This window comes from Virgibacillus ainsalahensis, from assembly GCF_055380755.1.
Genome location: NZ_AP043943.1, coordinates 2261992 through 2286966, shown reverse-complemented (window position 1 = coordinate 2286966; position 24975 = coordinate 2261992). Strand labels below are relative to the sequence as shown.

The 24975-nt window shown below is 39.0% G+C and carries 25 protein-coding genes and 1 riboswitch; of the genes, 18 read left to right on the top strand and 7 right to left on the bottom strand.

Features of this window, described 5'->3' with window-relative positions:
- The first annotated feature begins 143 nt into the window (after positions 1-143).
- The 5 genes from ACZ427_RS11140 (at position 144) to ACZ427_RS11120 (ending at position 4640) form a co-directional block, all read left to right on the top strand.
- Positions 144-452: a hypothetical protein gene (locus ACZ427_RS11140; RefSeq protein ID WP_461178529.1), complete on the top strand. Its 309-nt coding sequence runs from the start codon at positions 144-146 to the stop codon at positions 450-452.
- A 192-nt stretch (positions 453-644) separates the two neighbouring features.
- Positions 645-785 (top strand): YpzI family protein, encoded by a 141-nt coding sequence (locus ACZ427_RS11135; protein ID WP_087971477.1) that lies wholly within the window; start codon positions 645-647, stop codon positions 783-785.
- A gap of 250 nt (positions 786-1035) precedes the next feature.
- A complete protein-coding gene (locus tag ACZ427_RS11130; RefSeq protein WP_461178528.1) occupies positions 1036-1737 on the top strand; it encodes a GNAT family N-acetyltransferase in 702 nt (233 codons plus the stop codon).
- 93 nt (positions 1738-1830) lie between these two features.
- A complete protein-coding gene (locus ACZ427_RS11125; protein WP_461178527.1) occupies positions 1831-3015 on the top strand; it encodes an MFS transporter in 1185 nt (394 codons plus the stop codon).
- Positions 3016-3380: 365 nt separating this feature from the next.
- Positions 3381-4640 carry a YeeE/YedE family protein gene (locus ACZ427_RS11120; RefSeq protein ID WP_461178526.1) on the top strand — a complete coding sequence of 420 codons (1260 nt, stop codon included), beginning with the start codon at positions 3381-3383 and terminating at the stop codon, positions 4638-4640.
- A gap of 288 nt (positions 4641-4928) precedes the next feature.
- Here ACZ427_RS11120 and ACZ427_RS11115 read toward each other — a convergent pair whose 3' ends face one another.
- Complete coding sequence (locus tag ACZ427_RS11115) at positions 4929-5495, bottom strand: DUF6434 domain-containing protein (protein ID WP_461178525.1); 567 nt, start codon at positions 5493-5495, stop codon at positions 4929-4931.
- A 341-nt stretch (positions 5496-5836) separates the two neighbouring features.
- Positions 5837-5920, top strand: a riboswitch (ZMP/ZTP riboswitch).
- A 64-nt stretch (positions 5921-5984) separates the two neighbouring features.
- On the opposite strand from ACZ427_RS11115, the gene serC reads away from it, so the two are divergent.
- The 6 genes from serC to ACZ427_RS11085 all read left to right on the top strand — a co-directional run bounded on the left by serC (position 5985) and on the right by ACZ427_RS11085 (position 11032).
- Positions 5985-7067, top strand: coding sequence for a 3-phosphoserine/phosphohydroxythreonine transaminase (serC, locus tag ACZ427_RS11110; protein WP_461178524.1), 1083 nt, complete (start codon positions 5985-5987; stop codon positions 7065-7067).
- A 70-nt stretch (positions 7068-7137) separates the two neighbouring features.
- Positions 7138-7692: a 3-dehydroquinate synthase II domain-containing protein gene (locus tag ACZ427_RS11105; RefSeq protein WP_461178523.1), complete on the top strand. Its 555-nt coding sequence runs from the start codon at positions 7138-7140 to the stop codon at positions 7690-7692.
- A gap of 308 nt (positions 7693-8000) precedes the next feature.
- Entirely contained in the window at positions 8001-8318 is a 318-nt protein-coding gene (locus ACZ427_RS11100) for a hypothetical protein (RefSeq protein WP_461178522.1), read from the top strand.
- Between the two features lie 81 nt (positions 8319-8399).
- Complete coding sequence (locus ACZ427_RS11095; RefSeq protein ID WP_461178521.1) at positions 8400-8630, top strand: YczI family protein; 231 nt, start codon at positions 8400-8402, stop codon at positions 8628-8630.
- Positions 8631-8921: 291 nt separating this feature from the next.
- Positions 8922-9812 (top strand): serine hydrolase domain-containing protein, encoded by an 891-nt coding sequence (locus tag ACZ427_RS11090; RefSeq protein ID WP_464883423.1) that lies wholly within the window; start codon positions 8922-8924, stop codon positions 9810-9812.
- 326 nt (positions 9813-10138) lie between these two features.
- Positions 10139-11032 carry a 3D domain-containing protein gene (locus ACZ427_RS11085; protein ID WP_461178520.1) on the top strand — a complete coding sequence of 298 codons (894 nt, stop codon included), beginning with the start codon at positions 10139-10141 and terminating at the stop codon, positions 11030-11032.
- A 134-nt stretch (positions 11033-11166) separates the two neighbouring features.
- On the opposite strand, the gene guaC is transcribed toward ACZ427_RS11085, so the two are convergent.
- The 5 genes from guaC to ACZ427_RS11060 all read right to left on the bottom strand — a co-directional run bounded on the left by guaC (position 11167) and on the right by ACZ427_RS11060 (position 15345).
- The gene (gene guaC / locus ACZ427_RS11080; RefSeq protein WP_461178519.1) at positions 11167-12150 is read right to left on the bottom strand and encodes a GMP reductase; all 984 of its coding nucleotides are present in this window, start codon (positions 12148-12150) and stop codon (positions 11167-11169) included.
- Between the two features lie 192 nt (positions 12151-12342).
- Positions 12343-12501, bottom strand: a complete 159-nt coding sequence (locus ACZ427_RS11075; RefSeq protein WP_464883422.1) for a hypothetical protein — start codon at positions 12499-12501, stop codon at positions 12343-12345.
- A gap of 91 nt (positions 12502-12592) precedes the next feature.
- Positions 12593-12934 (bottom strand): hypothetical protein, encoded by a 342-nt coding sequence (locus ACZ427_RS11070; RefSeq protein WP_461178517.1) that lies wholly within the window; start codon positions 12932-12934, stop codon positions 12593-12595.
- Between the two features lie 82 nt (positions 12935-13016).
- The gene (locus tag ACZ427_RS11065) at positions 13017-13922 is read right to left on the bottom strand and encodes a GNAT family N-acetyltransferase (RefSeq protein ID WP_461178516.1); all 906 of its coding nucleotides are present in this window, start codon (positions 13920-13922) and stop codon (positions 13017-13019) included.
- A 49-nt stretch (positions 13923-13971) separates the two neighbouring features.
- Positions 13972-15345: a sigma-54 interaction domain-containing protein gene (locus tag ACZ427_RS11060; protein ID WP_461178515.1), complete on the bottom strand. Its 1374-nt coding sequence runs from the start codon at positions 15343-15345 to the stop codon at positions 13972-13974.
- A 308-nt stretch (positions 15346-15653) separates the two neighbouring features.
- On the opposite strand from ACZ427_RS11060, the gene pruA reads away from it, so the two are divergent.
- Together pruA and ACZ427_RS11050 are read left to right on the top strand one after the other, a co-directional pair.
- On the top strand, positions 15654-17201 hold the full coding sequence (pruA, locus tag ACZ427_RS11055; protein ID WP_461178514.1) for an L-glutamate gamma-semialdehyde dehydrogenase: 1548 nt from the start codon (positions 15654-15656) through the stop codon (positions 17199-17201).
- A gap of 274 nt (positions 17202-17475) precedes the next feature.
- A complete protein-coding gene (locus ACZ427_RS11050) occupies positions 17476-18477 on the top strand; it encodes a proline dehydrogenase family protein (protein WP_461178513.1) in 1002 nt (333 codons plus the stop codon).
- Between the two features lie 397 nt (positions 18478-18874).
- Here the strand turns inward: ACZ427_RS11050 and ACZ427_RS11045 are convergent, their stop codons facing one another.
- Complete coding sequence (locus tag ACZ427_RS11045; RefSeq protein ID WP_461178512.1) at positions 18875-19108, bottom strand: NINE protein; 234 nt, start codon at positions 19106-19108, stop codon at positions 18875-18877.
- Positions 19109-19413: 305 nt separating this feature from the next.
- Here ACZ427_RS11045 and ACZ427_RS11040 point away from each other — a divergent pair, with 305 nt between their 5' ends.
- From ACZ427_RS11040 to ACZ427_RS11020, 5 genes are all read left to right on the top strand, one after another.
- Positions 19414-22143 carry a UPF0182 family membrane protein gene (locus ACZ427_RS11040; RefSeq protein ID WP_461178556.1) on the top strand — a complete coding sequence of 910 codons (2730 nt, stop codon included), beginning with the start codon at positions 19414-19416 and terminating at the stop codon, positions 22141-22143.
- Positions 22144-22256: 113 nt separating this feature from the next.
- Positions 22257-22667, top strand: coding sequence for a fluoride efflux transporter CrcB (gene crcB / locus ACZ427_RS11035; protein ID WP_461178511.1), 411 nt, complete (start codon positions 22257-22259; stop codon positions 22665-22667).
- A gap of 1 nt (position 22668) precedes the next feature.
- Entirely contained in the window at positions 22669-23022 is a 354-nt protein-coding gene (crcB, locus tag ACZ427_RS11030) for a fluoride efflux transporter CrcB (protein WP_461178510.1), read from the top strand.
- A 353-nt stretch (positions 23023-23375) separates the two neighbouring features.
- Positions 23376-24281 carry a hydroxymethylglutaryl-CoA lyase gene (locus tag ACZ427_RS11025; RefSeq protein WP_461178509.1) on the top strand — a complete coding sequence of 302 codons (906 nt, stop codon included), beginning with the start codon at positions 23376-23378 and terminating at the stop codon, positions 24279-24281.
- Between the two features lie 130 nt (positions 24282-24411).
- Complete coding sequence (locus ACZ427_RS11020; protein ID WP_464883421.1) at positions 24412-24936, top strand: helix-turn-helix domain-containing protein; 525 nt, start codon at positions 24412-24414, stop codon at positions 24934-24936.
- The last annotated feature ends 39 nt before the right edge of the window (positions 24937-24975 follow it).

Here is a 24975-nt window from a genome sequence, read left to right as displayed (position 1 = left end):
AGTAAAAGAGTGAAACAAAATCAAGTAAGAATCGTATACATTTATAACTACTGATTTTATTCTGTATTTCAATAGAAAGAAGGATTGGTGGCAGTTTATTATAGTAAAAGCAAAAATGAAATATTGAAGTTGGGAGTATAACAATGTCTGATATTTTTACCCTTGTTTTATCAATTGGTACTGTATTTTATATAATCTTTCAAAATAGGCATATACTAAAAAAACTTAAAACCCGCCAGATTCTTGGTATCAGTATCTCTTTTCTTTTCACAATTGCGATTGCCACCATTCTCATTTACGGTGGAGGGAATTGGATTGTGAAGCAGCTGTCGGCTGAATGGCTGCGTACATTAATCTTCTATCTTATTATTATTGCTGTCATCGGAGGTGCCATATTTTCATTGAACAAAATTGTCAGGAAAATAACAAATGGAGCTTTCTATCAGGAATAATGTCATCCAACTAAAATACGTACTCGCTCGATTAACTGGCTTAATTTTAAAAAAGCATTTGAAATTGTCATAAAAACAGCCCTGTTCATATTTGAACAGGGCTGTTTTAGTGTATAACTTCATGCAACGAACGTTAATAGGTATAGCCATATAATCACATAATAAAACAGACAAAATGAAGGGGGTGTTTAAATGGGACGAGACCGCCAGGAAAAAAAGTTAAGAGAGAGTGGACGTGTTGAATCAGACAGGGATGTTGGTCTTCGTTATAAAGGGTCAACTAAAATGTCGAGCCCTGAAGAGGCCAGACGATTAAATGATGGTAAAAAGTAAAGTGGAAAAGCGATCATCTAAAAAAGGTGGTCGCTTTTCTTTATTGTTTTCTCCATCAAAATGTTGAGTGACAATAAAGTTGTTTAATTACAAATAAAGTCGTTTAAGTTACAATAAAGTTGTTTAAAAACTTTAATCATTTTATTCCATTAAAGGCCAGTTTGTGGAATAAATCATTAAAGACCAGATGATTAATTATTCTTAACGAGTTATACTGCAATAAAATAATGTAATGAAATGTGGTGATTAAATGAATCAGAGAATAAACAAATACAACCAGCCAATTGGTGAGGACTTGTCCAATTGGCAGAAAAGAAAATTCCCTTCTGATATGTATTACGTCGGAAAGTATACCATTGTCACTAGATTATCTCGTACACACACCAAAGATCTCTATAACGCCTATAAAAATTCTCATCCTAGTAATTGGACCTACTTACCCGACGAACCACCTCACAACTATGAAGCATTTGAGCAGACATTACTAGAAAAAATAGAAAGCAGCACACACATCTATTATGCCGTGTTAAATAAAGAGACAAACAAACCGCTTGGGATCTTTAGTTTAATGAGGATAGATCAGGCAAATGGGGTGATTGAAGTAGGGAATATTAATTTTTCGGATGCATTAAGAAGAACAAGAATGTCTACCGAAGCACACTATTTATTAGCCCTGTATGTATTCGAAGAACTCCAATACCGACGTTATGAATGGAAATGTGATTCCCTTAATGCTCCCTCCATTCAAACAGCAAAACGTTTAGGATTTAAGTATGAAGGCACCTTCAGAAATGCCGTTATCTATAAAAACCGCTCACGAAACACCAGTTGGTTTTCAATGGTAATAGAAGAATGGCCTCTACAAAAACAAGCATTAACCCAATGGTTGGCAGAGGAGAACTTTGATGACAAAGGAGTTCAAGTTCAAAGATTAGAAGCATTTAAGCAATAAGAACAAAATTACTTGCTTATTTATTAAAGCAAAAGGGCGCTTTCCTTTAAGATCGCTTCTTTTTTATGACCCCTAGTGAATATACATGTATAAATGATTTTATATGGGGGGTCTATGGAGATACGAGGGAGGGCAAATTTAAGTGTTAGTTGGATAACTTTGTTTCTAATGGGTACTGACTTATTTGTGGTGTCTCCGTTATTACCGTTCATTTCGGAAGCATATAAGGTTAGTCCAGAGGCGACTGGATGGATGGTAACTGTTTTTGCGGTTACATATGCCTTTTCGGCTCCATTCTTTGGTTGGCTTTCAGATAAAAAGGGACGAAGAACAATTATTACGTTTGGTTTATTATTGTTCGCTATTTCTAACGCGCTAACTGCTTTTGCTTCTTCATTTTTATGGCTAATTGTTAGTCGTATTTTAGCTGGTTTGTCCGTTGCTTCAATTACTCCTTTGATATACGCAATCATTGGAGATATTGCTCCACCAAATCGAAGAGGAAAATGGCTTTCGATTGTTGTCTCAGGACACTTAACAGCTCTTTGGGCAGGGGCACCATTCGGTACGTTATTAGAGCATTTTCTTGGTTGGCGTTCAGTATTTGTTGTAATGGCGATCATAGGAGCCATATTGGCGGCAGTGAACTTCAAGACATGGAAATCTATTCCTAAAAGTGATTTAACAAGAAGTCGTCTATTAGAAGGGAATCTTCTAAGAATACTTGGTTCCGTAAGTGTTACTACCATTTGGGCGATTTCTATGTATGCCCTTTATGTTTATTTAGGTGCAGCGCTTTACTCCGAAAATAGATTCTCATCATCAGAAATCGCATTGGCTGTTACCTTTTTTGGTGTCGGTGCTGTTTTAGGAAGCCTTATAAGTGGGCAATTAACAGATAAATTTGGAGAAAGAAAGATTTCGAAGGCTACGCTAATTTTCTTGACTCTAGTACTCATTTGTTTAGGGATATTCTTCTCATCTGGAGATTGGGTTTATTTCTTTCTGTTTATATGGGCTTTAGTCGGGTATGCAGGATTTACATCATACCAAGCGAGATTAGCAGTGGAATATCCAAAAGAACGAGGAATTGTTATGGCATGGAATAATACGGCTCTTTATATTGGTATTACCATTGGTTCAACGATTGGAGGTTATGTCATATCTATTTGGGGATATTCTCTACTCCCATATGTTTGTAGTATTGCAGCAATCGCTAGCTTTGTGCTTAGTACCCAAAAGGTAAAAGAATCAAAAAAGAACCAACTTTTTCAATAGATACTTGACCTCAGAACGAGATCTTTTTGTTTTCGTCTCAGGTACTTTAATGGAAGATTCCTTTTAGATTTTAAACAATCGTTTTCTAATATCGATATTCAAGGAAAGCGCGCGATTGTTGAATAGACTTAGATTTTTAAACGACTTTATTGTTATTTTTTAAGTTCAGGTAATGTGTTTTTTATCAAAAATTAAACAACTTTATTTTAACCTCGTCCAAAAACCAGGGCGAGGTTATGCGTGTTTGAGGTTTTAAAAATAAACAACTATATTATCATTCTCATTCAAAACGTTGACACAAAGACGCCCAAAGGTTAATATAATGTAGTAATCATATTAAATTTATCGGGAAAAGGGTGTTTCGAATGAAGACAGCAGCAACGAAGGTTCAACCTGTAGATGAAGTAAAAGATCAAGTGGAGCGTCGCCCTGATTTAAATAAACCGCAAATGCCATTAATTATTGGAGGGCTCCTTGTTGGGGCAATACTGATGGTCTTTCTCATGTTCACGCAAAATATTGTGCAGTCATTACTCCTTGTAATTGGTCTGCTACTTGGATATACATTATTCCATGCCCGCTTTGGATTTACCTCAGCGTTTCGCAGGCTGGCATCGGTTGGGAATGGGCAAGCGGTGCGAGCGCATATGTTAATGTTAGCCGTTGCGGTTACACTATTTGCGCCGATTCTCGCGTTCGGCTATTCATTCTTTGGTAATGGTGTTGCAGGATATGTATCGCCAGTTGGTGTTAGCCTTGTTGTAGGTGCCTTCATGTTTGGAATAGGAATGCAGCTTGGTGGAGGCTGTGCATCCGGTACGCTTTATGCCGTTGGTGGGGGACGCTCCGTCATGTTCGTGACGCTATTGTTTTTCATCATTGGGTCAACTGTAGGAGCATACCATCTGCCATTTTGGACGGAAGATTTACCAGCATTTGAACCGGTCTCTCTAGCCACATCTACTGGATTCGGCTATGGCGGGGCCTGGGTGTTATCCATTGCTTTATTTGGCTTGATCACCTGGATTACTCTTGTAGTAGAGAGAAGGAGAAAAGCGCCGAAAATGGCACCAGTACCTTCTGAGTCAGGCTGGAAGAGAATTTTTCGTGGATCATGGCCATTATTAGTAGCAGCAATTGTTTTAGCCGTACTTAATGCCTTAACATTAATGGTTCGCGGTCAACCATGGGGAATCACATCAGCCTTTGCACTCTGGGGATCTAAAGTGGCACAATTCTTTGGCATTGATGTAGCTAGCTGGGGATATTGGCAAGGTGCAAATGCAGCAGCACTGGAAGCATCCATTTTTTCTGATTCAACAACAGTATTAAATCTTGGTGTTATTCTGGGGGCATTCCTTGCTTCCGCAGCAGGAGGACTTTTCAAATTTTCGAAAATGAATCGAAAGAATGTAAGTGCCGCAGTAATCGGTGGACTACTCATGGGCTATGGCGCCCGTTTAGCATTCGGCTGTAACATAGGCGCATACTTTGGCGGGATTGCATCCTTCAGTCTGCATGGATATATCTGGGGGATCCTGGCATTGGGAGGAACGTTTGTCGCATTATATCTCAGGCCGCTGTTCGGGCTGTCTGTCCCTAAATCAAAGGATTCTTTCTGTTAAATAATTTAGGAAAAGCCACGGTGCAAATTAGTAATGGGCTTACTCGTGAGGTACACAAAGTTAATTCACACAACAATCACAAGGGTTTTAGATCATCATTCACATTAAAGAAGCTTAGGGAATTTTTTCTCTAAGCTTCTTTTATTATTTCTTTTTGAACGAAATCTTCCGTTATCTTAATAATTGACTTTCGCACCTAAAAATTATTATAGATTCATCTGCGAAAATGGAGGTAATAAAAAGAGTCATAGAAAATCGGAATACGAAATATTTTGGTGAAAAAAAGTTTTATTCAGGAATATATTTATTACTACCAGGAAGTTTTTTGATTTTATTCCAGGATTCAATCGCATCATAACGACTTTTCTCCTGATTTTTCGGGTCTGCAAAAAAATCACGAATAAATTGATTGTATTCAAATTGAGGAGCAATTCTCCGCTTATAGGAGGGGGCTTTTTTTCGTTCTTCTTCCTCATACCAGGCATCTACAACATCACGATATGTATTTCCAATATGGTTTTTAAAATAGTTTTGGATGTATGTAGAAAAATGGAAATTCGGGATGACTGTCTTGAAAAATGCCCTTACATCTTGACTACACCGATGATTTTCTGTGATGACTGTATCAAGACTTAATTCAGATTTGGATTTTACCTTCTTGTTTATTCCCGATTTTCTGGCTGGCTTTTTAATCTCTCCTGTCTGAAGAAATGTTTCAATTCTACTGGAAATCTCTATTTTCGAACCAGATGCACTTATCCCATTTTCCCTGCAAAAACATTGTAGTTCTTCTTTTAACCAATAATAATCTTTAAAATCTTCCATACTAATTTCGATTGTAAGGTTAGGTCTCATCAATAACATCTCCTGTATTCTTCACATATTCCTATAATTGCTAATCTAACGATCCTGTGCCAGCATTACGAACTTTATTCACAATCTTTAAACACATTTTACCACAATTTTCTATATTCTCTTATATAAATTTACTAAAAATTTCAATTACGTGCCGCAAAACATATTCACGCTATTTTGAATGTGAAATAATGTGTGTTTAGATGTTATTTGATTGTTTGCCCCCCTGTACTAACCCCGTAAGCAAATTAGCATGGTGGTTTTTAAAATGGCCAAAAAACCTGGTGCATGACAAGCGAATGATATTGAAAAGATTTTTAAATGTGATAAAATTGCAGGTAAAGATTATGTGTAACTGGCGATGCAGCGGATTAACCGTAAGGGAGCACATAACGTGGATTTAGCCGTTCGTCTGGGCAAATGAGGTAAGGAAAAGAGTCCTTGCCTTTTTCTGTTTTACTACTACATATAGAATAGGATGTTGCTAAAATGAAACGTGTATTTAATTTTTCGGCTGGACCTTCCATGCTTCCATTTCCAGTCCTGGAAAAAGTAAAAAATGAGTTTTTAAGTTATGAAGAATCCGGGATGTCTGTAACAGAGCTAAGCCACCGTTCCGCTTTATTTACTGAAATTATCGAAGATGCAGAGCGTCTGCTTCGGGAGCTTATGCAGATTCCGGATAATTACAAGGTGCTCTTCCTGCAGGGAGGTGCTTCACAGCAATTTGCGATGGTGCCGATGAATCTGCTTGTAAATAGTGGCAAGGCTGATTTTGTGAATACAGGATCCTGGTCAAAAAAAGCAATTAAAGAAGCGAAGAAATTCGGTGATATCAGGGTGATTGCTTCCTCGGAGGATGAGAATTTTACATACATACCAAAAATCGATTCAAGTATGATTGATTCAGAAGCAGATTATGTGCATATTACGACAAACAATACGATTGAAGGAACATCGTATCATGAAATTCCTGATACAGGAGAGGTACCGCTTGTTGCAGATATGTCGTCCAATATTCTATCTGAACAAGTGGATGTGTCAAAGTTTGGTTTAATCTATGCAGGTGCACAGAAAAACATCGGGCCTGCCGGAGTAACAGTTGTCATCATACGTGAAGATTTAATCGGGCAAGCTGCAGACACATGTCCAGCTATGATGGACTACCAAACCTTCAGTGACTCAAACTCTTTGTATAACACACCACCAACCTTTGCGATTTATATGGCGAAGTTAGTGTTTGAATGGCTCAAAGAACGTGGTGGTTTACAGGAAATGGAACATGTGAACCGTGAAAAAGCGAGGCTTCTGTATGACTTCATTGAAGCATCAGACTTGTACCATTCACCTGTGAAAAAGGAAAGCAGATCACTGATGAATATTCCTTTCATTATTCCTGAACGTGATCTTGATGCACAATTTGTCAAAGAAGCAAAGGCTGCTGGTTTGGAAACGTTAAAAGGACACCGCTCTGTTGGAGGTATGCGTGCAAGTATTTACAATGCCATGCCCTTAGAAGGAGTAAAAGCACTTATTGCCTTCATGAACGAATTTGAAACAAAAAATAAATAATTCTAAGTGGCGGGTGAATATTCGAATTCCCGCCACTTTTATATATTACAAGGATAAGGAAGGGATAATAATGGAAGCATTCACATCAGGAAATCAGCAATTCTTTGAAATCATAGAGATCCATGAAGTTGGTGAAGGGATGCGTGTCTGTATTGATTTCATCGATATACTGGATGAGAAGGAAGGGATTTTTGTTGGCAATACTGGCTCTGGTTATGTCCATGTCTTGTCTGAAAATCGCCAATCTGAAAACTATCCGCCACGTCCATTTCGAATTAATGCAGGATCCTTTCACCAATATTTGTATCAACCTGAAAAAACATTATATGTACATGAAGTAAATCCAGCTGATGTTCTGATCGTTACAGATGCAGAAAGGGAGAGAGAAATAAGTGTTGGCAGGGTAAAAATGGAGAAACGCCCCTTTATACGGATCGTATGTAAAACAGAAGATGGTCTCATTTCGGCGACCCTGCAGCAATCTTCCAGTGTACATGTCGTTGAAGAAAACAAAGGAGAGGTTTCCATTTTGGAAGTGAAACCAGGCGACAAAATTCGCTGTATCCAGGACACTCCCGGCCGTCATTTAGGGGAACAGATAGATGAATGGATTGTGGAAAAATAAGGCTCCTTTCAAAAGATTTGTTGCCCTTTAACTTTCGCGGTTGGTATAAACTGTGACATAACGGCTATGCTGATTTCTTAAAGTTGCAATGTACATGGCAGTGGAGGCTAAGAACCCCCAGTCCCGGGACTGCGATTAGAAAAATAATAAGCTTTTCTATGAAAATACAGTACTGTACTGAATTTGATTGTCATTATACCGGAATCGTTCTATTTTTCGGAATAAACTATTGTATTGATAAAACGAATGCGGGATAATTAATACAATATTATAGTCTTAGAGTATATGGTCTGTGGGGGGGTGTTTTTTTGAATGAAATTAGCTCTTATTATTGGGGAGATATTATATTTCAGTTAGTGTTCCTTATTATTTTGGTAGTGATTGTTACATTAATTGTTTTAGCCATTCATACGTTTTCAAAACGGTCAAAAAAAATGCATCAATCTATAACAAATATAATTATCACTATAGTGATTTTATTGGGACTTTGGTTTGCTCTTGATTTTATAGGAGTAAATGCATCATACCTAGTTCCAAAATTAATAGAATGGGCTACAAAGTTTATTCTTCCTTGGATGGTATTATATTGGTTTATAAGACTTATTAAAAGTTTGGAGAAAAGATAAGGTTTATTCTTCAGTTAAAGGTAGCTTCTGGAACAAGGATTAGACTCAATTTTAAGGGTGAGGTTTAAATTGTTAAATATTATGAGAGCTATATCAGCAATAATTACCGGTGCTTTAGCAATTTATGGATTGATAACAGGAAATACTGATGTAATGCCATATATGATGTTTTTTATGGGAGTAATGGTTCTGGTTATGGGTATATCCGAGATTAAAAAGGAACGAAGGCGAATGGGCTTTATTAGTATTATTGTTTCATTATTTGCTTTTTATGGTTCCATGCAAGATTTCTTGTTAAATTTTACGAACTAATATCAGAGAGGAATATTCAATCATCGGGCGCACTTCCGAAATAAAGACAACGCCCAATTTGCTATTGAAGGGCCATTTAGCGGAACAATCGTATCAGTCAAAGTCGTTATTATAATAAATAACACGGGGGGTATCCACATAGAAATTCAAAAACAAAAAGTCCAAAAAATTTTTGGAAACGTTACAAAGAAAAAGCAAATACATGAATCTATTCTTCTCGTAGAAAACTCCAATGGAGATGTTTCATACAGCCTTGGGTACGGGGGTAAGCATGCAGATACGCCATTCTTTATGGCAAGTATCACAAAGCTGTTCACAACCACTTGTATTTTTATTCTGAGAGAGCAGGGAAAACTGTCTCTAGATGATGAAATAACAAGATATTTAAAAAAAGACACATTAAGGAACCTTCATGTTTACAAAGGTCGAGAGTATTCTAATAGCCTTACACTCTCGAACTTATTGTTTCATACAAGTGGATTGCGTGATGTAATTGAGGAGGGTAGCAATAAGTCGAAAAAACGTGCTATTTATAAGGATGTGCAAACTGATTTTAATGAAGCCATAATAAAGACGAAGGAAATCAAACCACACTTTGCACCGGATACGGGAAAAAGAGCTCATTACGCAAATATAAACTTTGAAATCCTCGGAAAAATAGTTGAAATAGTTACTAATTCAACATTGGAAGATGTGTATAACCAATTAATTTTTGATCCTTTAGGACTCAGAAATACATATCTCCCGAAAGATGAGAATGATTTTATCCCGTATATTTATTATAAGGACACTGCCTTTTACCTTCCAAAATTACTTATGAGCATTCGCGCAAGTGGCGGTTGTGTTTCTACGGCTCGTGAATTAATGGTATTTATCAAGGCTTTCTTTAAAGGGAAATTATTTAATAATACTGTTTTTCATGAACTAAAAGTAAATAACAGGTTGCAGACTTCTATGCTTCCAATTCATTACGGTGCTGGATATATGAGAGTTCCACTAAATGGTCTTGCAACACTTTTTATGGGAAAAGGTGAGTTAATCGGTCATTCTGGTTCAACAGGTTCCTTAGCATTTTACTATCCCGAAAAGGATATGTTTTTTATTGGAGATGTCAATCAAATGGAAAACCCCGCAATTCCGATTCGGCTGGCGATGCAACTAGCCATGTCTATGAAATCATGAAGATTAAATTCACCTAATCTAAGCCATGAACGAACCAATAAATAATTGCAATGGTTCATTTTATAAAAAATCTGGAATAACACACCAATTAACTATCTTTGTTCAAACCCACCTCAAAGTAATGGATGGGTTTTTTTATGTGTCCAGCCTATAATTTTATGCTTGTCTAATCCGGAATATGTCCTTCTGTAACAAGTTTATTCCAATTGTAACAATCATTTCCAATTTGTAATCCTCGTAACTCACTCTTAAACGAGCTGTAACCACAAAAGGGAGAAAGCTATGTTACGATAAGTCTTGTCAGTAATTAAAGGGGGAATTTACTAATGAAAAAATTAGTAGCCACATTAACAGGTGTCATCATTGCAGGTATTACTGCAACGTCCGTATCAGCAGCAGATTATCAAGTGGAAAAGGGAGATAGTCTTTGGAATATAGCAAATGAAAATAATACATCGGTGGAAGCATTAATGGATATAAATGGATTGAATTCCCATATTATTCATCCGAATCAAGTATTGCAACTCAATGAAAATGAATATTATGTCGTGCAACAGGGTGATACGCTAAATGGCATTAGTACCGAGCACGGTGTGTCAGTAGCCGATTTGAAGGCGTGGAATAATCTCTCTTCAAATCTAATCATTACCGGTCAAGAATTGGCTGTCAATGGCGCAAAACCTGTGGAGCAGGAAGCACCACAAGAAACTGAGGAAACGGCAGCAAGTCCAGAAGCTGAACCTGAAACACAAGAAACTGAGGAAGCTGCAGCAAGCCCAAAAGCTGAACCTGAAACACAGAAAGCTGAAGAAACTGTAGCCAGTACAGAAACAAGTGAACCAAAAGCAGAGACTACTGAATCAAATACAGAAAAGACGGAAGTAAAAACCGAGCCGAAAGAACAGGAAACAAAATCTGAACAGGCAGAAGGCAAAACAATATCCGTTGAGTCTACTGCATATACGGCAGGGTGTTCCGGGTGCTCAGGTGTTACCGCAACTGGAATGAATTTGAATGAAAATCCAAACGCAAAAGTAATTGCTGTTGACCCAAATGTTATCCCATTAGGTACGGAAGTTTATGTAGAGGGCTATGGCCATGCTGTTGCTGCTGATACTGGTGGTGCGATCAATGGAAATAAAATTGATGTCCATGTACCAACCAAAGATCAAGCATATAGCTGGGGAAGAAAAACAGTAGATGTCACCATTGTTGAATAATGTTCTGCATGTTATATAGAAGAACAAAAGCTGCTGGCAATTTAGAATTGCTGGCAGCTTTTTTCGATTTCATATTACTCTGCAATCGTAAAGGGGAGCCTGATCCGAAGTCTTTTTAATGTATTTTAAGACCCTTAATACGTTTTATCCCCATTAAAAATGGAATTCTTCACAACGACATAATCCACATAGCGGATGGCATCCAATTTAGTACCTCCTGCATAGGAAATAGCGGATTGGAGATCTTGCTCCATTTCTTTTAACGTATCTTTCAGAGAACCTTTGTGCTCCACAATAATTTTTTTGCCTTCTACATTTTTCTTTTCGCCTTTTTGAAACTCCGAAGCTGAACCGAAATATTCTTTATAGCTTTTTCCGCCTTTCTCCACTGTTTCTCCTGGAGATTCTTCATGTCCGGCAAATAAAGAACCGATCATCACCATCGATGCACCAAATCGAATCGATTTAGCTACATCTCCGTGTGTACGTATACCTCCATCCGCTAAAATCGGTTTGCTTGCAGCCTTAGCACACCACTTTAATGCAGCTAACTGCCAGCCGCCAGTTCCAAACCCTGTTTTTGTCTTTGTGATACAAACTTTTCCTGGTCCAATCCCTACTTTTGTTGCATCAGCACCAGCATGTTCCAATTCCCTTACCGCTTCTGGTGTTCCAACATTTCCTGCGATAACGAAACTTTGCGGCAAATGTTTTTTTATATGCTTTATCATATTAATCACTGCAGTAGAGTGACCATGTGCGATGTCAATGGTGATGAATTGCGGAGAAAGCTGTTCATCTGCTAATTGTTGGATGAACTGGTATTCTTCTTCTTTCACACCAACACTGATGGATGCAATTAATTCACGAGCATTCATATCTTTAATGAAAGCCAGTCGTTTTTCTGGTTCAAATCGATGCATGATATAAAAATAATTATTTTCTGCTAAGGAAATTGCAATTTCTTCATCTATAATTGTTTGCATATTTGCAGGTACGACAGGCAATTTAAATGTATGTCCACCTAAGGTTACCGTCGTATCACACTCAGATCTACTATCTACTACGCATTTTGCGGGAATCAACTGTATATCTTCATAATCAAACACATTTTCCATGGTATTCACTCCTAAAAACGAATATTAATTTAATAAAACTATAAAACGTTCGTACATTAGATAATTTAACTTATTTGATTCTGTTTGTCAAAATTAATAAATATATAGTCGCTGCTATACGGATAGAGCTGATGGTTTTCAAGACTCTGGATGCGTGTAGCCACAGTAAACGTATACCTGCATCGCCTGAATCTAGTAAAACATCGCCATCAAGCCAAGGCGCATCACCCGAATCCCGTCAACCATCGCCCCCAGGCCAATGTGCATCACCCAAATCCCGTCAAACATCGCACCCAGGCCCATGTGCATCGCTTGAATCTCGTAAAACATCACCCCCAGGCCAAGGCGCATCACCCGAATCCCGACAAACATCTCCCCAAACCAAGGCGCATCACCCGAATCCCGTCAAACATCGCCCCAAGCCAAGGCGCATCACCCGAATCTAGTAAAACATCGCCCTCAAGCCAGTGTGCATCGCCTGAATCTCGTAAAACATCGCCCCCAGGCCAATGTGCATCACCCGAATCTCGCTAAACATCGCCCCCAGGCCAGTGTGCATCACCCGAATCCCGCCAAACATCGCCCCCAAGCCAAGGCACATCACCTGAATCCGGTCAATCATCGCCCCCAAACCAAGGCGCATCACCCGAATCCCGACAAACATCGCCACTAGGCCAGTGTGCATCACCCGAATCTCGCCAAACATCGCCCCCAAGCCAAGGCACATCACCTGAATCGTTCGGAATGGATAATGGGATTCGTTTGTATAGAAAAAATAAGACAATCCTCTTCAGTTTAAAATGGAGGTTTGCCTTATCGAGATTATTGATCATATACATGTTTATTTTAGTGTAATAATAGGCTCTTTATTTCTTATAAAGGGCTTCCCCGGTTTGTACGGATTGTATGTTTTGCCACTTCTGTTTATCCATCCCGTACAGAATCCAGGGAGAAGGTAATTCAAATTGGTGTTCAGAGGGGAGCAAACGCGCCTCACTTTTTGTTAAATCCATCCATATGTATGTTTCTCCTTCTGTCTGTTTTTTAAATTTCCAGTATTCATTTGAAATGGTTTCCCATAATCCCGCTTGTGATGTAATATCACTCCATGGATAAACAGCATGGAGATAATGATGCTTTTTCTGATCGGTTTTTATAATAAGACACCGTGTTTTTGTTTCATTCTCGTAAAAGGCCCATTGTCTCAAGTTATCGTCAGGGAATAAATCCGCTGAACCTGGGAATGGATAGTAGCACTCGTATGGGAAAAACATGGCGTGTTCAATGAACGTCTGTTTTACCCATTTCTTCTTTTGTTCAAGATCATTAATGGGATTCCATCGCTTTGCACCTGTCACAAGTGCGGAAACATCCGTTGTGACAGCGCCGTGTAACGTAATCTGCCTGGATAGACCAATTTTATCCATCACACGCTGTGCTGGGATATTATGCTCCTGTGTATTGGCACCAACCCACTGAATGTGAGGCAGCTGAAATGCTTGGTGCATCATATAGGTCATTAGGGAGGAGGCGAAGCCATTTGCTTTATACCGTCTATCGCTGCGTAATCTGCCTAACATCACATTACGTTTTGCATAGATAGAATATCCTCCCATACTAACCATCCGGCCTTCTGAAAATAATCCGAATAAACGGTTAGGTCCCTGTATCAGCTTGTCAAATATATGCTTCACATAATCATCTTCAATGCCGGTGTCCATGGCTTCCAAATGGAAGTAGTCTTCGTATTGCAGCATTCGAATTTTATCCATCTGTACCTCCACTCTCCTTATTAATTTTATTGCTGCTGCGTGGCAGGAATCAATCACCTATCCCGAACTTCTTTATCTTATTATAAAGGGTCACCCTGGAAATCCCCAATATTTTTGCAGCGGCAGACTTGTTGCCATTACATTGCTTCAGTGTTTCTTCAATTTTCTGCACTTCCATGTTTTCCTTCTGCTGTGTAAGAGAATGGACGTGTACAGTGTCCTGCGTTCGTTCCCGGCGCCCGGAAGGCTGGAAGAAGCTTATGAGATCCTGTTTATTGAGCATTGATTTTTCAGACAGAATGATGACTCTTTCCATCACATTACGTAGTTCCCTTACGTTTCCCGGCCAGTGATATTGTAATAGAGATTCCATTGCATCCTGGGACAGTGTAGGGGTTGGAACCTGGTATTGAATGGCAAATTGTTTCAGAAATGTTTTCACCAGTTCAGGAATATCATTGATCCGTTGACGAAGTGGGGGCATGGTAATTTGAATGACATTCAGCCGGTAAAATAAATCCGAACGAAATTGTTTTTTATCCATGCGTTCTTCCAAATCCTGATTGGTTGCTGCAATAAATCGGACATTTATGGATGTTGCTTCAGAACTGCCAACCCGGTAAAGGGTGTTTTCCTGCAGTACCCGGAGCAGCTTTACCTGCATATCGAGTGGAAGCTCGCCTACTTCATCCAAAAAAAGGGTCCCACCATTTGCCATTTCAATTTTTCCTTTTTTCCCTTTTTTGTCAGCACCTGTAAATGCCCCGCCTTCATAGCCGAACAGTTCGCTTTCAAATAAGGGTGCAGGTATGGCCCCACAGTTTAACGGGATAAATGGGCCGTCTTTACGTGGGCTTGCTTCATGAATGGCTCTGGCACATACTTCCTTACCTGTCCCGCTATCTCCGAGAACCAGCGTGGTTGCATCTGTTTTTGCTGCTTTCATAGCAATTTGGATTGTCTGCTTTAACGCGACACTTTTTCCATTCAGTTTGGTGAATGGTGTTTCTTCATTATTTGTATATACCTGTTGCCTTAATTCATTTAATTGTGAAGAGGTCGTCAATAGGTTTTCATTTAATTTGACAATTTTTGAAATGTCTCTCTCGACTGAAATGGCCCCAATCAATTTATTTGCTTCATTAAAGATAGGGGAGGCATTCACCACTACATGTTTATCTGCACGTGGCTGGTGATAGGAGTCTTGTACCGCTTCTTTTGTTTCCAGAACTCTTAGAATCATTAAATCATCATGATGGAAAAAATCATGGATTGGCCGGTGTAATATTTTTGTTTGGTTGATGTTGTATGTTTGCACGGCAGCCTCATTCCAGAATCGAACGACTTTGTCTGCGTCAATGATGGAAATGGCGTCATCTTCTGCAGCGAGGACAGCTTCCAGGTATGCAAGGTAATCATTCATTGCAGTTCACCTCTTTCTGGATATAATATAAGCAAAAGTGTAAATAATATTGTAAGCCATGTTTACACTTTTGTAAATCAAGTTAACATCATCGTTGACGACTTATATGCCGTTTATGAACCTGAGAAATTATTAGTTAATTGAAAGCGCCTTCATGATGGTGTTATAATTTGGTGAGAATCAAAAGAATTGAAGTTGGCATATTATTTGCATATAGAAGGATGAAAGGTTTTGTTAAGCAGATAAGAAGGTATAGATTGTTGGGATTGATGAGTTAGGAATTATCTATTATCAAGGAGGTTTTTATATTGGTATTACCGTTTAAACATGAACCGTTTACAGATTTCAATGATGAAACTAACCGCAGGGAATTCATGTCGGCGCTTGCTAAAGTGAAGGGGGAATTAGGTCAGGATTATCCGCTGGTGATCAATGGAGAGAAAATTTATACAGATGATCAACTGGTTTCAATGAACCCTTCCAATAAAAACCAAGTTGTTGGAAATGTATCGAAAGCAACAAAGGAACATGTGAATAAGGCAATGGATGCAGCCTATGAAGCATTTAAAACATGGAGCAGATGGACAGCAGTAGAACGGGCGGAAGTTCTTTACAGAGCTGCAGCAATAGTGCGCCGCCGTAAGCATGAATTTTCCGCATGGCTAGTATACGATGCAGGTAAACCATGGGGGCAGGCTGATGCAGACACAGCAGAAGGCATTGATTTCATGGAATACTATGCACGTCAAATGATAGAACTTGCAAAAGGTAAAGAAATCAATGACCGTGTGAATGAAGAAAACACGTATTTCTATCAGGCAATGGGGCCTGGTGTTACGATTCCACCATGGAATTTCGCATTTGCGATTGTAGCAGGAACTACCGTTGCACCAATCGTTGCAGGGAACCCGGTATTATTAAAACCATCTGAAAACACACCGGTAATTGCCTATAAACTAGTGGAAGTATTAGAAGAAGCAGGACTGCCAAAAGGTGTGGTAAGTTTTGTACCAGGCGATCCTGCCGAAATCGGAGATCATCTTGTCGATCACCCAGGTACACACTTTATAAACTTTACAGGGTCTCGTGCAACCGGAACCAGGATTATTGAGCGCGCGGCAAAAGTTCAGGAAGGGCAAAACTTCCTTAAAACTGTAGTTGCTGAAATGGGCGGTAAAGATACCATCATCGTGGATAACGAAGCAGATCTGGAACTGGCTGCTGAATCAATTGTGCATTCTGCATTCGGATTCTCCGGGCAGAAATGTTCTGCATGCTCAAGAGCAATTATTCATAAAGATGTGTATGATGACGTACTTGCAAGATCCGTAGAATTGGCAAAAGAATTAAAAGTTGGTAATACAAGTGAAGAAGACTTTTACATGGGCGCTGTTGTTAACCAAAAACAATTCGACAAGATTAAAGAGTATATTGAAATTGGTAAGGCAGAAGGAGAACTTGCTTTCGGAGGAGAAACGGATGATTCGAAAGGCTACTTCGTCCACCCGACAATCTTCAAAGATTTGGATCCGAAAGCACGCATCATGCAAGAAGAGATATTTGGTCCGGTTGTCGGGTTTGCCAAAGCTAATGATTTCGATGAATTGCTGGAAATTGCAAACAACACGGCATATGGTCTGACAGGCGCTGTGATCTCTGACAATCGTGAGCATTTAAACCGTGCGCGCTATGATTTCCAAGTAGGTAATCTCTATTTTAATCGTGGATGTACTGGTGCAATTGTAGGTTATCAACCATTTGGCGGTTTTAAAATGTCTGGTACTGATTCCAAAGCCGGTGGACCGGATTATCTGAATCACTTTCTGGAAGCAAAAACATTATCACAACATTTCTAGGTAGCAAACGGAATATTTATGGCAATAGTATCGTACTATTGCCATAAATATTCAAAAATTATTCACATGAAGGAATGCGCTTTCTTACTGTAAAAGTGCGGACTAATGTTTTAGCACAAAGTCTTGGGAAAAGCCAAGTATTCTAATTTTGTTGATCCCCTTATTGTATGTAATGCCGGCATATAATACGTGTTTAAAAATTATTATTGATTAATTATACACCTAAATGTATAATTATAAATAGTTTATGGATCTGGTGAAGGGAGCTGCCAACATGTCAAATCTAACAAGAGATTTTTTCATTGGTTTATCAAATAATAAAATTTTAAATAAAAGTGCCCAAAAATGGGGGTTCCGTATCGGGGCTGAAAAGTTTGTTGCCGGCACAAACATCAATAGTGTTTCAGAAACCATCAAGAAATTGAATAGTCATGGAATCCGTGGCACAATCGACCATTTGGGAGAATTTGTAGCAGATAAAACAGAAGCGGCCAAAGCAAAAGAAGAAAGTATAGATATTTTGGAAAAGATTCATACAGAGAATCTGGATTGTCACTTATCTGTAAAGCTGACGCAATTGGGGTTGGATATCGATCAATCTTTCTGTATGGAGAATATGAAAGAAATTCTTGATGTTGCAGTTGTCTATGATATTTTTATAAACATAGATATGGAAGATTATGCACATTATGAGCAAACGCTGGATTTTCTCACTTCTTTAAGAAAAAGCTATGACAATGTAGGGACAGTGGTTCAGTCCTATCTTCATCGTTCTGAAAAGGATCTGGAACAGTTAGAAAACGTAAGAATCAGACTGGTAAAAGGTGCGTATAAAGAAAATGAGCAAGTGGCTTATCAGGATAAAAGAGACATTGACCGTAATTTTATTAAACTGGCTAAGAAAAGATTGCTGGGAGAAGCCTTTACATCGATTGCGACACATGATCACAATATTATAAATGAATTAAAGGATTTTATTAAGAAAAACGGGATAGATAAGGATAAGTTCGAATTTCAGATGCTTTACGGATTTCGGAGCGAGATGCATTATGACCTGGCGGAAGAAGGTTATCACTTCTGCACGTATATTCCGTTCGGTACGGACTGGTTTGGTTATTTCATGCGCCGCCTGGCTGAACGCCCGCAAAATATGAATCTAGTACTAAAAGATGCATTTTATACGAAAGAGAATAAATTGAAAAAAGCACCGATTATTGCAGGAACAGTGGCTGGGTCATTACTAATATTGTTGGGACGGAAGAAGAAAGTTAAATAGAAAGAACAGAGTGGTCAAACCTGAGTTGATGTTAATGAGGACTCAGGTTTTTTGGTACAAACGATAAAGGGAAACTTACAAATAATAGGACAAACCAGCAGGCTGTTCTCTAAAAGAGTGGGACTGCGGTTACTCGCCCCACCGAAAACATTTGGGGAAACGCCTATGTGACCAATATCGTGTTGGCCCGAGGTTGAAGCCGTACCCGCTAAAAAGCGATTGCCCGGAGCGGAAATCAACATAGCAGTAACGTCGCAGTTTCAACTGCGACGTTAAAGAAAAACAAAATTTACCAAAAGAGCCAACCAGGAAAAGGTATAATCTTGGTTCATGATGTTATATTGAATAATTTGTCCCGTTCTAATAACAGTTGTTGCGCTTTTGTTATATCTGAATCTTAACGTGGATTTCGGCACATACCTGGTATCAGGAAGATGTCGATGAATAACCAGAACCAAAGAAAGACAAGTGGGATCCACCCGATAAATATTGCTGTTGTGGCCCAGCCGAATATTCCGAGCAATAATTGCATAGTCCCTGTAGCAACACGGCCGGTATAAAACCGGTGAATACCTATTTGTCCAAGAAAAAACCACAATATGTACGCCAGCGCAAGACTTCGTTGTGCCATTCTTTTCTCCTCCTTTGAAAAAATCGATTTGTTACATAATGAAGCAAGAGGTTTTGATTTCATTTTATTATGAGATTCCAACTTGGATTAGTCAAATCATCTATAAGCACTTCCCGAATTACGAAAAGATTAATCAGTCCAATAAAATTTTATGGTGTGGACATGTTTTGCGATGCTAGTAAATAATTATGAAACTTCCATCCACCCTAATCGTACAAATAGAAAGAAAGTCTTTCACTTATCTGTTATCATGGATAAAGAAAATAGAATCATAGGGGGGTTAATCGTTGGATAATGAAAGTAACATGAGTCGAGAACAATTAGAAAAGTTAAAGAAATTCGGCAGCCGAACCGGAGTCATTGTGGGTCTCCTTCTTGTATTGGCAATTATAGCATTGCTTTCTTTTGATTGGATTACGGATTACATATGGATGGATACACTTGATTTCGGAAGTGTGTTCACGACTATTTTATGGAGTAAGGTGCTGCTGGGTGCAATAGGGTTTGTTCTGTTTTTTGTGGTTAGCTATATCACGTTTTCCTGGATTAGAAACTCTTATGTTGGCCATTTCCATCACAATCAGCTGCCATCATTTATCCAGAAAAAGAAGCAAAGCAGACTAATCATCCTGGGCGGAGCCATTCTGCTGGGAGCAATTGGAAGCACCATCGTGCAGGGAATTGGTTGGGAGCCTTTCCTAAAGATTTTAAACTATGCTTCATTTGGGGAGACGGATCCTCATTTCAATATGGATATTTCTTTCTACATGTTTATTCTGCCATTTGTAGAATTTGTCGTTTATCTGCTCCTTGGGTTGAGTATCTTCTTTCTGGTTGTGGAAATTGGTTTTTATTCCGCATTCAACATGTACCGGATGAGCCGTTCCGCCCAATTGCATATGGGCATGACACTCGGGCTTATTGGATTGCTTCTGGCCTGTGTTCATTTGCTTCGTCCTTTTGGCACACTACTGACAAATCAGGTGAATATTTTCCAGAAAAGTGTGGTAAATGGATTAAGCTATACCGATGAGCTTATCAATATACCAGCATCTTATGTCCTGGCTGCTGCGGCGGTTATCGGATCAATATGGATGATTATTTCCTTGAACCGAGGAAAGCTAAATGCCATGGTTATTCCTGTCGTTGCTTATATTATACTGGTCATAGCCGGTCAGGGTGTATCTGTAGCTGTTCAGAATTTCGTGGTTTCTCCAAATGAATTTTCAAGAGAATCCCCATATCTGGAGCATGATCTTAATTATACCCGGACAGCTTACGGATTGGATAATATCGAAACACAAGAAAATCCGGGGAATGACTCACTGGATGAAGCTATGTTGGAGCGAAACGAGTTAACCATTGATAATGTACGAATCAATGATGCCAGACCATTGCTTGATGTATATAATCAGTTGCAGACGTTCCGTACGTATTATCAGTTTAATGATGTGGATGTAGGTAGATATGAAATCGATGGAGAATACCAACAGGTTTTCGTTGGGGCGAGAGAATTAAGTACTGTGGACCTTCCTGAACAGGCACAGACATGGGTGAACCAGAACCTCAGGTATACACATGGCTACGGTGTTACAATGAGTCATGTCAATGAAATCACCGGTCAGGGACAACCGGAGTACATGCTGCAAAACGTTCCTCCAGAGGGCGTGCTTGATATTACCAGGCCGCAGATTTATTTTGGGGAAGAAGATTACCGCAATGTGATTGTTAATAGTGAAGTGGATGAGTTTGATTATCCTGCGGGCGATGAAAATATGACCAGTCGTTTTGAAGGGGATTCAGGCATTTCACTGAACGGAATCAATCGTGCGTTATTCTCCTTGAGTGAAGGCTCATTTCGAATGTTTGTATCGGATCAGATAACGTCGGAAAGTCAGCTTTTGGAAACACGTAATATTATGGATCGTGTGAAAAGAATCGCACCATTTTTTGAATATGATAATGATCCGTATATATTTGTTAGGGAGGATGGAACACTCTCCTGGATGATTGATGCTTACCTTACAGCAGATAATTATCCATATGCGGAAACCTATAAGGGTAACGAAAATTATATAAAAAATTCGGTGAAAGTTGTGATTGATGCATATACAGGGAAAGTTGATTTTTATGTGGTAGATCCAGAAGAACCTCTGCTTCAGACATATCAAAGTATTTTCCCGGATCTATTTACAGAAGAAATTCCGGAAGATATTCAGTCACATTTCCGTTATCCGGAAAGACTATTTAAAATTCAGGCCGATATATATGGGACTTACCACATGACTAATTTGGAAGTATTTTATAATCGTGAAGACTACTGGCAATTCCCGACAGAAAAGTACTTTAATGAAGATATTGAGATGGAGCCGTACTACATTACGATGAACCTTCCGGAATATGAAGAAAATGAAGAGTTTGTCCTGATGACACCGTACACGCCAAGAAACAGGCAGAATATGATTGCCTGGATGGGTGCTCGAAATGACGGGGATAACTATGGAGAACTGTTTGTTTATGAATTTCCGAAACAGAAGAATGTGTATGGACCTCAACAGATTGAAAACCGTATTAATCAGGATAGCACCATTTCCCAGGAGCTGAATCTATGGTCACAGGGTGGATCAGAGGTTATCCGCGGTAATCTGTTGGCTCTACCAATTGAGGATACGGTCATGTATGTAGAACCAATTTATATTGAATCTTCCAATGAAACCTCTCTTCCAGAAGTGAAGCAGGTAATCGTTGCGTATGAAGATGAAATTGCTATGGAAGCAACATTTGATCAAGCTCTTGAACAAATAATGGCTCAAATTGATCCAGAATTTGAAGCGGAGGATGGGCAAGAAACGGAAGGAACAGAAGAAACAGAAGATCCTTCTGAGCCAGATCAGCCGACTGCTGAATCTGAGGAGATTTTAGAGGAATTTTCCGATCTCTTTAATTCCTATCAGAACGCCTTATCTGAAGGGAATTGGGAAGAAGCCGCAGAGATTATGACGGAGATGGAAGGACGTATGAATGAAGTAGAATAAGTAAAATTACTGGTAGTTAGGTGAAGGAGTTCGTCCTAATCGCTCGTTTTAGCAAATACCCCCTGTCAAGGTTTAAGGATACAGCTTTTATTCTTTGACAGGGGGAGTTTTTATTGTTCAATACAAATGGAAAGGGGATTTGGATGAAAGTCATATACGTCATGATTGGCGGGTTTTTAGGAGCAATATCCAGGTTCGCTTTAGGAGAATGGGTTCATACAACGGGGAGTTTCCCATTAGGTACATTCGTGATAAATCTTCTCGGGTGTCTTTTTCTTGGGTGGTTTCTGACAGTTGTAGGCCAAAGTAAGAAGGTTGGAACTGAATTTACATTGATGATTGGTACAGGCTTCATCGGCTCCTTTACGACTTTTTCCACATTCTCTTTAGAAACCATTCTTTTATTTCAGAAAGGTTCTATTATTATGGCAGTCGTATATGTTTTTGGAAGCATTATTTTAGGTGTGACTCTGGCTTTTATTGGCCATAAATTGGCCGTTCCAAATGCGAAAGCAGGTGATTAGTGTGATTTGGTTAGTTGGAATTGGCGGGTCATTCGGTGCTGCTGTCCGGTTTTTATTGGGTGATTTTATCAGTAAAAATAGTGTGCATCCGTTTCCATTAGCGACCTGGATAATTAATGTTACTGGATCATTTTTACTAGGTTTTATTGTTAATCTCCATCTGACAATACAAGTGGATGGATGGTTATGGTATTTAGTTGGAATTGGTTTCTGCGGGGCATTTACCACTTTTTCTACCTTTGGATATGAAACAGTTAACTTGCTGCAAATGAACAAAATTAAAATGGCAATGGTATATGTGATAATATCCGTAATCGTAAGTATTGTTTTTGTATGTGCCGGGTTGATGGTTTAGTTTTTTTAATTGAGGGCAATTGCAATTGCAAGTTCAACTGCATAAAAATGAAATATTTCGAGATAATCAAAAAAGCCTTCTTCTTTACAAAGGAAGAAGGCTTTTTTGCAGTTTCTTATTGCATATGGACACCAATGTATGTCCTTAAGGATTTACGTGAAGCAGGATTTTCTGAAATAATCAAAATTAGTTGACATTTTTATAAAATGTACGATACACTTTATTCAACAATGTTGAATATAAAGATACAAAAGTGAATAGATGTAGATGTGATGAAATAAATTTCCTGATCATTTGTAAGCGCATTCTTTGTCTTGGAAGCATACCCAGAATTTTGTTAGGAGGAGAAGGATATGACGACATGGCCGGAATTTGTTCAGTTAAAAGAAGTGGGGCCGCGTGATGGTTTGCAAAATGAAAAAAGCTTTGTTCCAACGGATGATAAGATTGCATGGATTAATATGCTTTCCAATACGGGAGTCAAGGAGATTGAGTATTCCTCTTTTGTCAATCCGAAAATGATACCAGCTCTTTCGGATGCCCGAGAAGTTGGAAGGCGAATTATTCGAAATCCAAATGTCTTTTATTCGGCGCTGGTTCCGAATAGAAAAGGGCTCGACTATGCTCTGGAGGCTGGAATCGATGGTGCCTCTGTGTTTATGTCCGCAAGTGAATCACATAATCAGAAGAATATCAATAAATCAATTGCAGATACGTATCCCGTATTAAAGCCAGTCATAACTGAAGCAAAGCAAGCAGGTAAGAAAGTCACCGGATATGTTTCAACCGTATTTGACTGTCCCTATGAAGGGAGCATTTCACCAGATCAGGTTATCCGTGTTTGTGACCAACTGCTGGAAGATGGTGTAGATGATATTTCACTTGGTGATACGATTGGTTCAGCTGTGCCTTCTCAGGTGGAACAATTGCTGGAAGCTGTCTTAACCCGTTTTCCGAAAGAGCAAATTATTATGCATTTCCATGATACACGCGGCATGGCCATCGCCAACATTATGAGATCACTGCAATATGGAATCATCCGGTTTGATACATCAATCGGGGGACTGGGAGGATGTCCGTATGCGCCAGGAGCTGCAGGGAATGTAGCAACAAATGATGTATTATATCTGCTGCATGGGTTAGGAATTCATACAGGCATCCATGACAATAAAATACAGGAAGCATCCTTGTATATTCAAAAGAAATTGGGTGCAAAATTGCCAAGTAAATCATTCGCATATAAAGTGAGTACAGCATAAAAATGAGGTGTTCTCTCTTCTTGACTATAAGATAGGTGTAATCTATGCTTAAATGAGCACGTATTCGAATTTTATGGGATAGGAGAGAGTTACGATAAAACTTGATAATATTGGTAAAAAGATAAAAGAAATGCGTTTGCGTAAGAAAAAAACCCAGCAGCAAATCGCGGATAAATGCGGTATCTCCAAAAGTTTACTATCAAAAATTGAAAATGGCCAAACGGCTTCTGCCATTGCTACCATATCAAAAATTAGTGATGCTCTGGAAGTTCCTCTCTCCTGGGTGCTGGATGATAAATACGAACAAGATCTTGTGTTGCTGCCAAAATCAAAAAGGCAATCCAAGATCGGGGATGAAAATATGGGGTACTCCTACGAGCTGCTTGCAAACAGATCCCAATTTACCGGTATTGAACCAACGATTGTCCATGTTACACCAAAACATACGAATTTACGGGAAGAATCCTATACACATTCTCAGGATGAATTTATATTTATCCTGGAAGGTTCTATTTACTTATCTTATGACGGGAATAAACATTACATGGAAAAAGGGGACAGTGCTTACTTTGAAGGAGCTAAGCCACACCTTTTTATCCCGGTGAATAATAATGGCGCAAAGGTATTAACGTTTTTTATTGATAGTCCTCTATAATATAGAAAAGATGGCATACATTTTAACGTATACCATCTT

What these genes read in the sequence shown, in the direction of transcription:
- ACZ427_RS11140 (WP_461178529.1), top strand. Translation starts at nt 144, where the DNA reads ATGTCTGATATTTTTACCCTTGTTTTATCAATTGGTACTGTATTTTAT.
- ACZ427_RS11135 (WP_087971477.1), top strand. Translation starts at nt 645, where the DNA reads ATGGGACGAGACCGCCAGGAAAAAAAGTTAAGAGAGAGTGGACGTGTT.
- ACZ427_RS11130 (WP_461178528.1), top strand. Translation starts at nt 1,036, where the DNA reads ATGAATCAGAGAATAAACAAATACAACCAGCCAATTGGTGAGGACTTG.
- ACZ427_RS11125 (WP_461178527.1), top strand. Translation starts at nt 1,831, where the DNA reads ATGATTTTATATGGGGGGTCTATGGAGATACGAGGGAGGGCAAATTTA.
- ACZ427_RS11120 (WP_461178526.1), top strand. Translation starts at nt 3,381, where the DNA reads ATGAAGACAGCAGCAACGAAGGTTCAACCTGTAGATGAAGTAAAAGAT.
- ACZ427_RS11115 (WP_461178525.1), bottom strand. Translation starts at nt 5,495, where the DNA reads ATGAGACCTAACCTTACAATCGAAATTAGTATGGAAGATTTTAAAGAT.
- serC (WP_461178524.1), top strand. Translation starts at nt 5,985, where the DNA reads ATGAAACGTGTATTTAATTTTTCGGCTGGACCTTCCATGCTTCCATTT.
- ACZ427_RS11105 (WP_461178523.1), top strand. Translation starts at nt 7,138, where the DNA reads ATGGAAGCATTCACATCAGGAAATCAGCAATTCTTTGAAATCATAGAG.
- ACZ427_RS11095 (WP_461178521.1), top strand. Translation starts at nt 8,400, where the DNA reads ATGAGAGCTATATCAGCAATAATTACCGGTGCTTTAGCAATTTATGGA.
- ACZ427_RS11090 (WP_464883423.1), top strand. Translation starts at nt 8,922, where the DNA reads ATGGCAAGTATCACAAAGCTGTTCACAACCACTTGTATTTTTATTCTG.
- ACZ427_RS11085 (WP_461178520.1), top strand. Translation starts at nt 10,139, where the DNA reads ATGAAAAAATTAGTAGCCACATTAACAGGTGTCATCATTGCAGGTATT.
- guaC (WP_461178519.1), bottom strand. Translation starts at nt 12,150, where the DNA reads ATGGAAAATGTGTTTGATTATGAAGATATACAGTTGATTCCCGCAAAA.
- ACZ427_RS11075 (WP_464883422.1), bottom strand. Translation starts at nt 12,501, where the DNA reads ATGCGCCTTGGCCTGGGGGTGATGTTTTACGAGATTCAAGCGATGCAC.
- ACZ427_RS11065 (WP_461178516.1), bottom strand. Translation starts at nt 13,922, where the DNA reads ATGGATAAAATTCGAATGCTGCAATACGAAGACTACTTCCATTTGGAA.
- ACZ427_RS11060 (WP_461178515.1), bottom strand. Translation starts at nt 15,345, where the DNA reads ATGAATGATTACCTTGCATACCTGGAAGCTGTCCTCGCTGCAGAAGAT.
- ACZ427_RS11050 (WP_461178513.1), top strand. Translation starts at nt 17,476, where the DNA reads ATGTCAAATCTAACAAGAGATTTTTTCATTGGTTTATCAAATAATAAA.
- ACZ427_RS11045 (WP_461178512.1), bottom strand. Translation starts at nt 19,108, where the DNA reads ATGGCACAACGAAGTCTTGCGCTGGCGTACATATTGTGGTTTTTTCTT.
- ACZ427_RS11040 (WP_461178556.1), top strand. Translation starts at nt 19,414, where the DNA reads ATGAGTCGAGAACAATTAGAAAAGTTAAAGAAATTCGGCAGCCGAACC.
- ACZ427_RS11025 (WP_461178509.1), top strand. Translation starts at nt 23,376, where the DNA reads ATGACGACATGGCCGGAATTTGTTCAGTTAAAAGAAGTGGGGCCGCGT.
- ACZ427_RS11020 (WP_464883421.1), top strand. Translation starts at nt 24,412, where the DNA reads ATGCGTTTGCGTAAGAAAAAAACCCAGCAGCAAATCGCGGATAAATGC.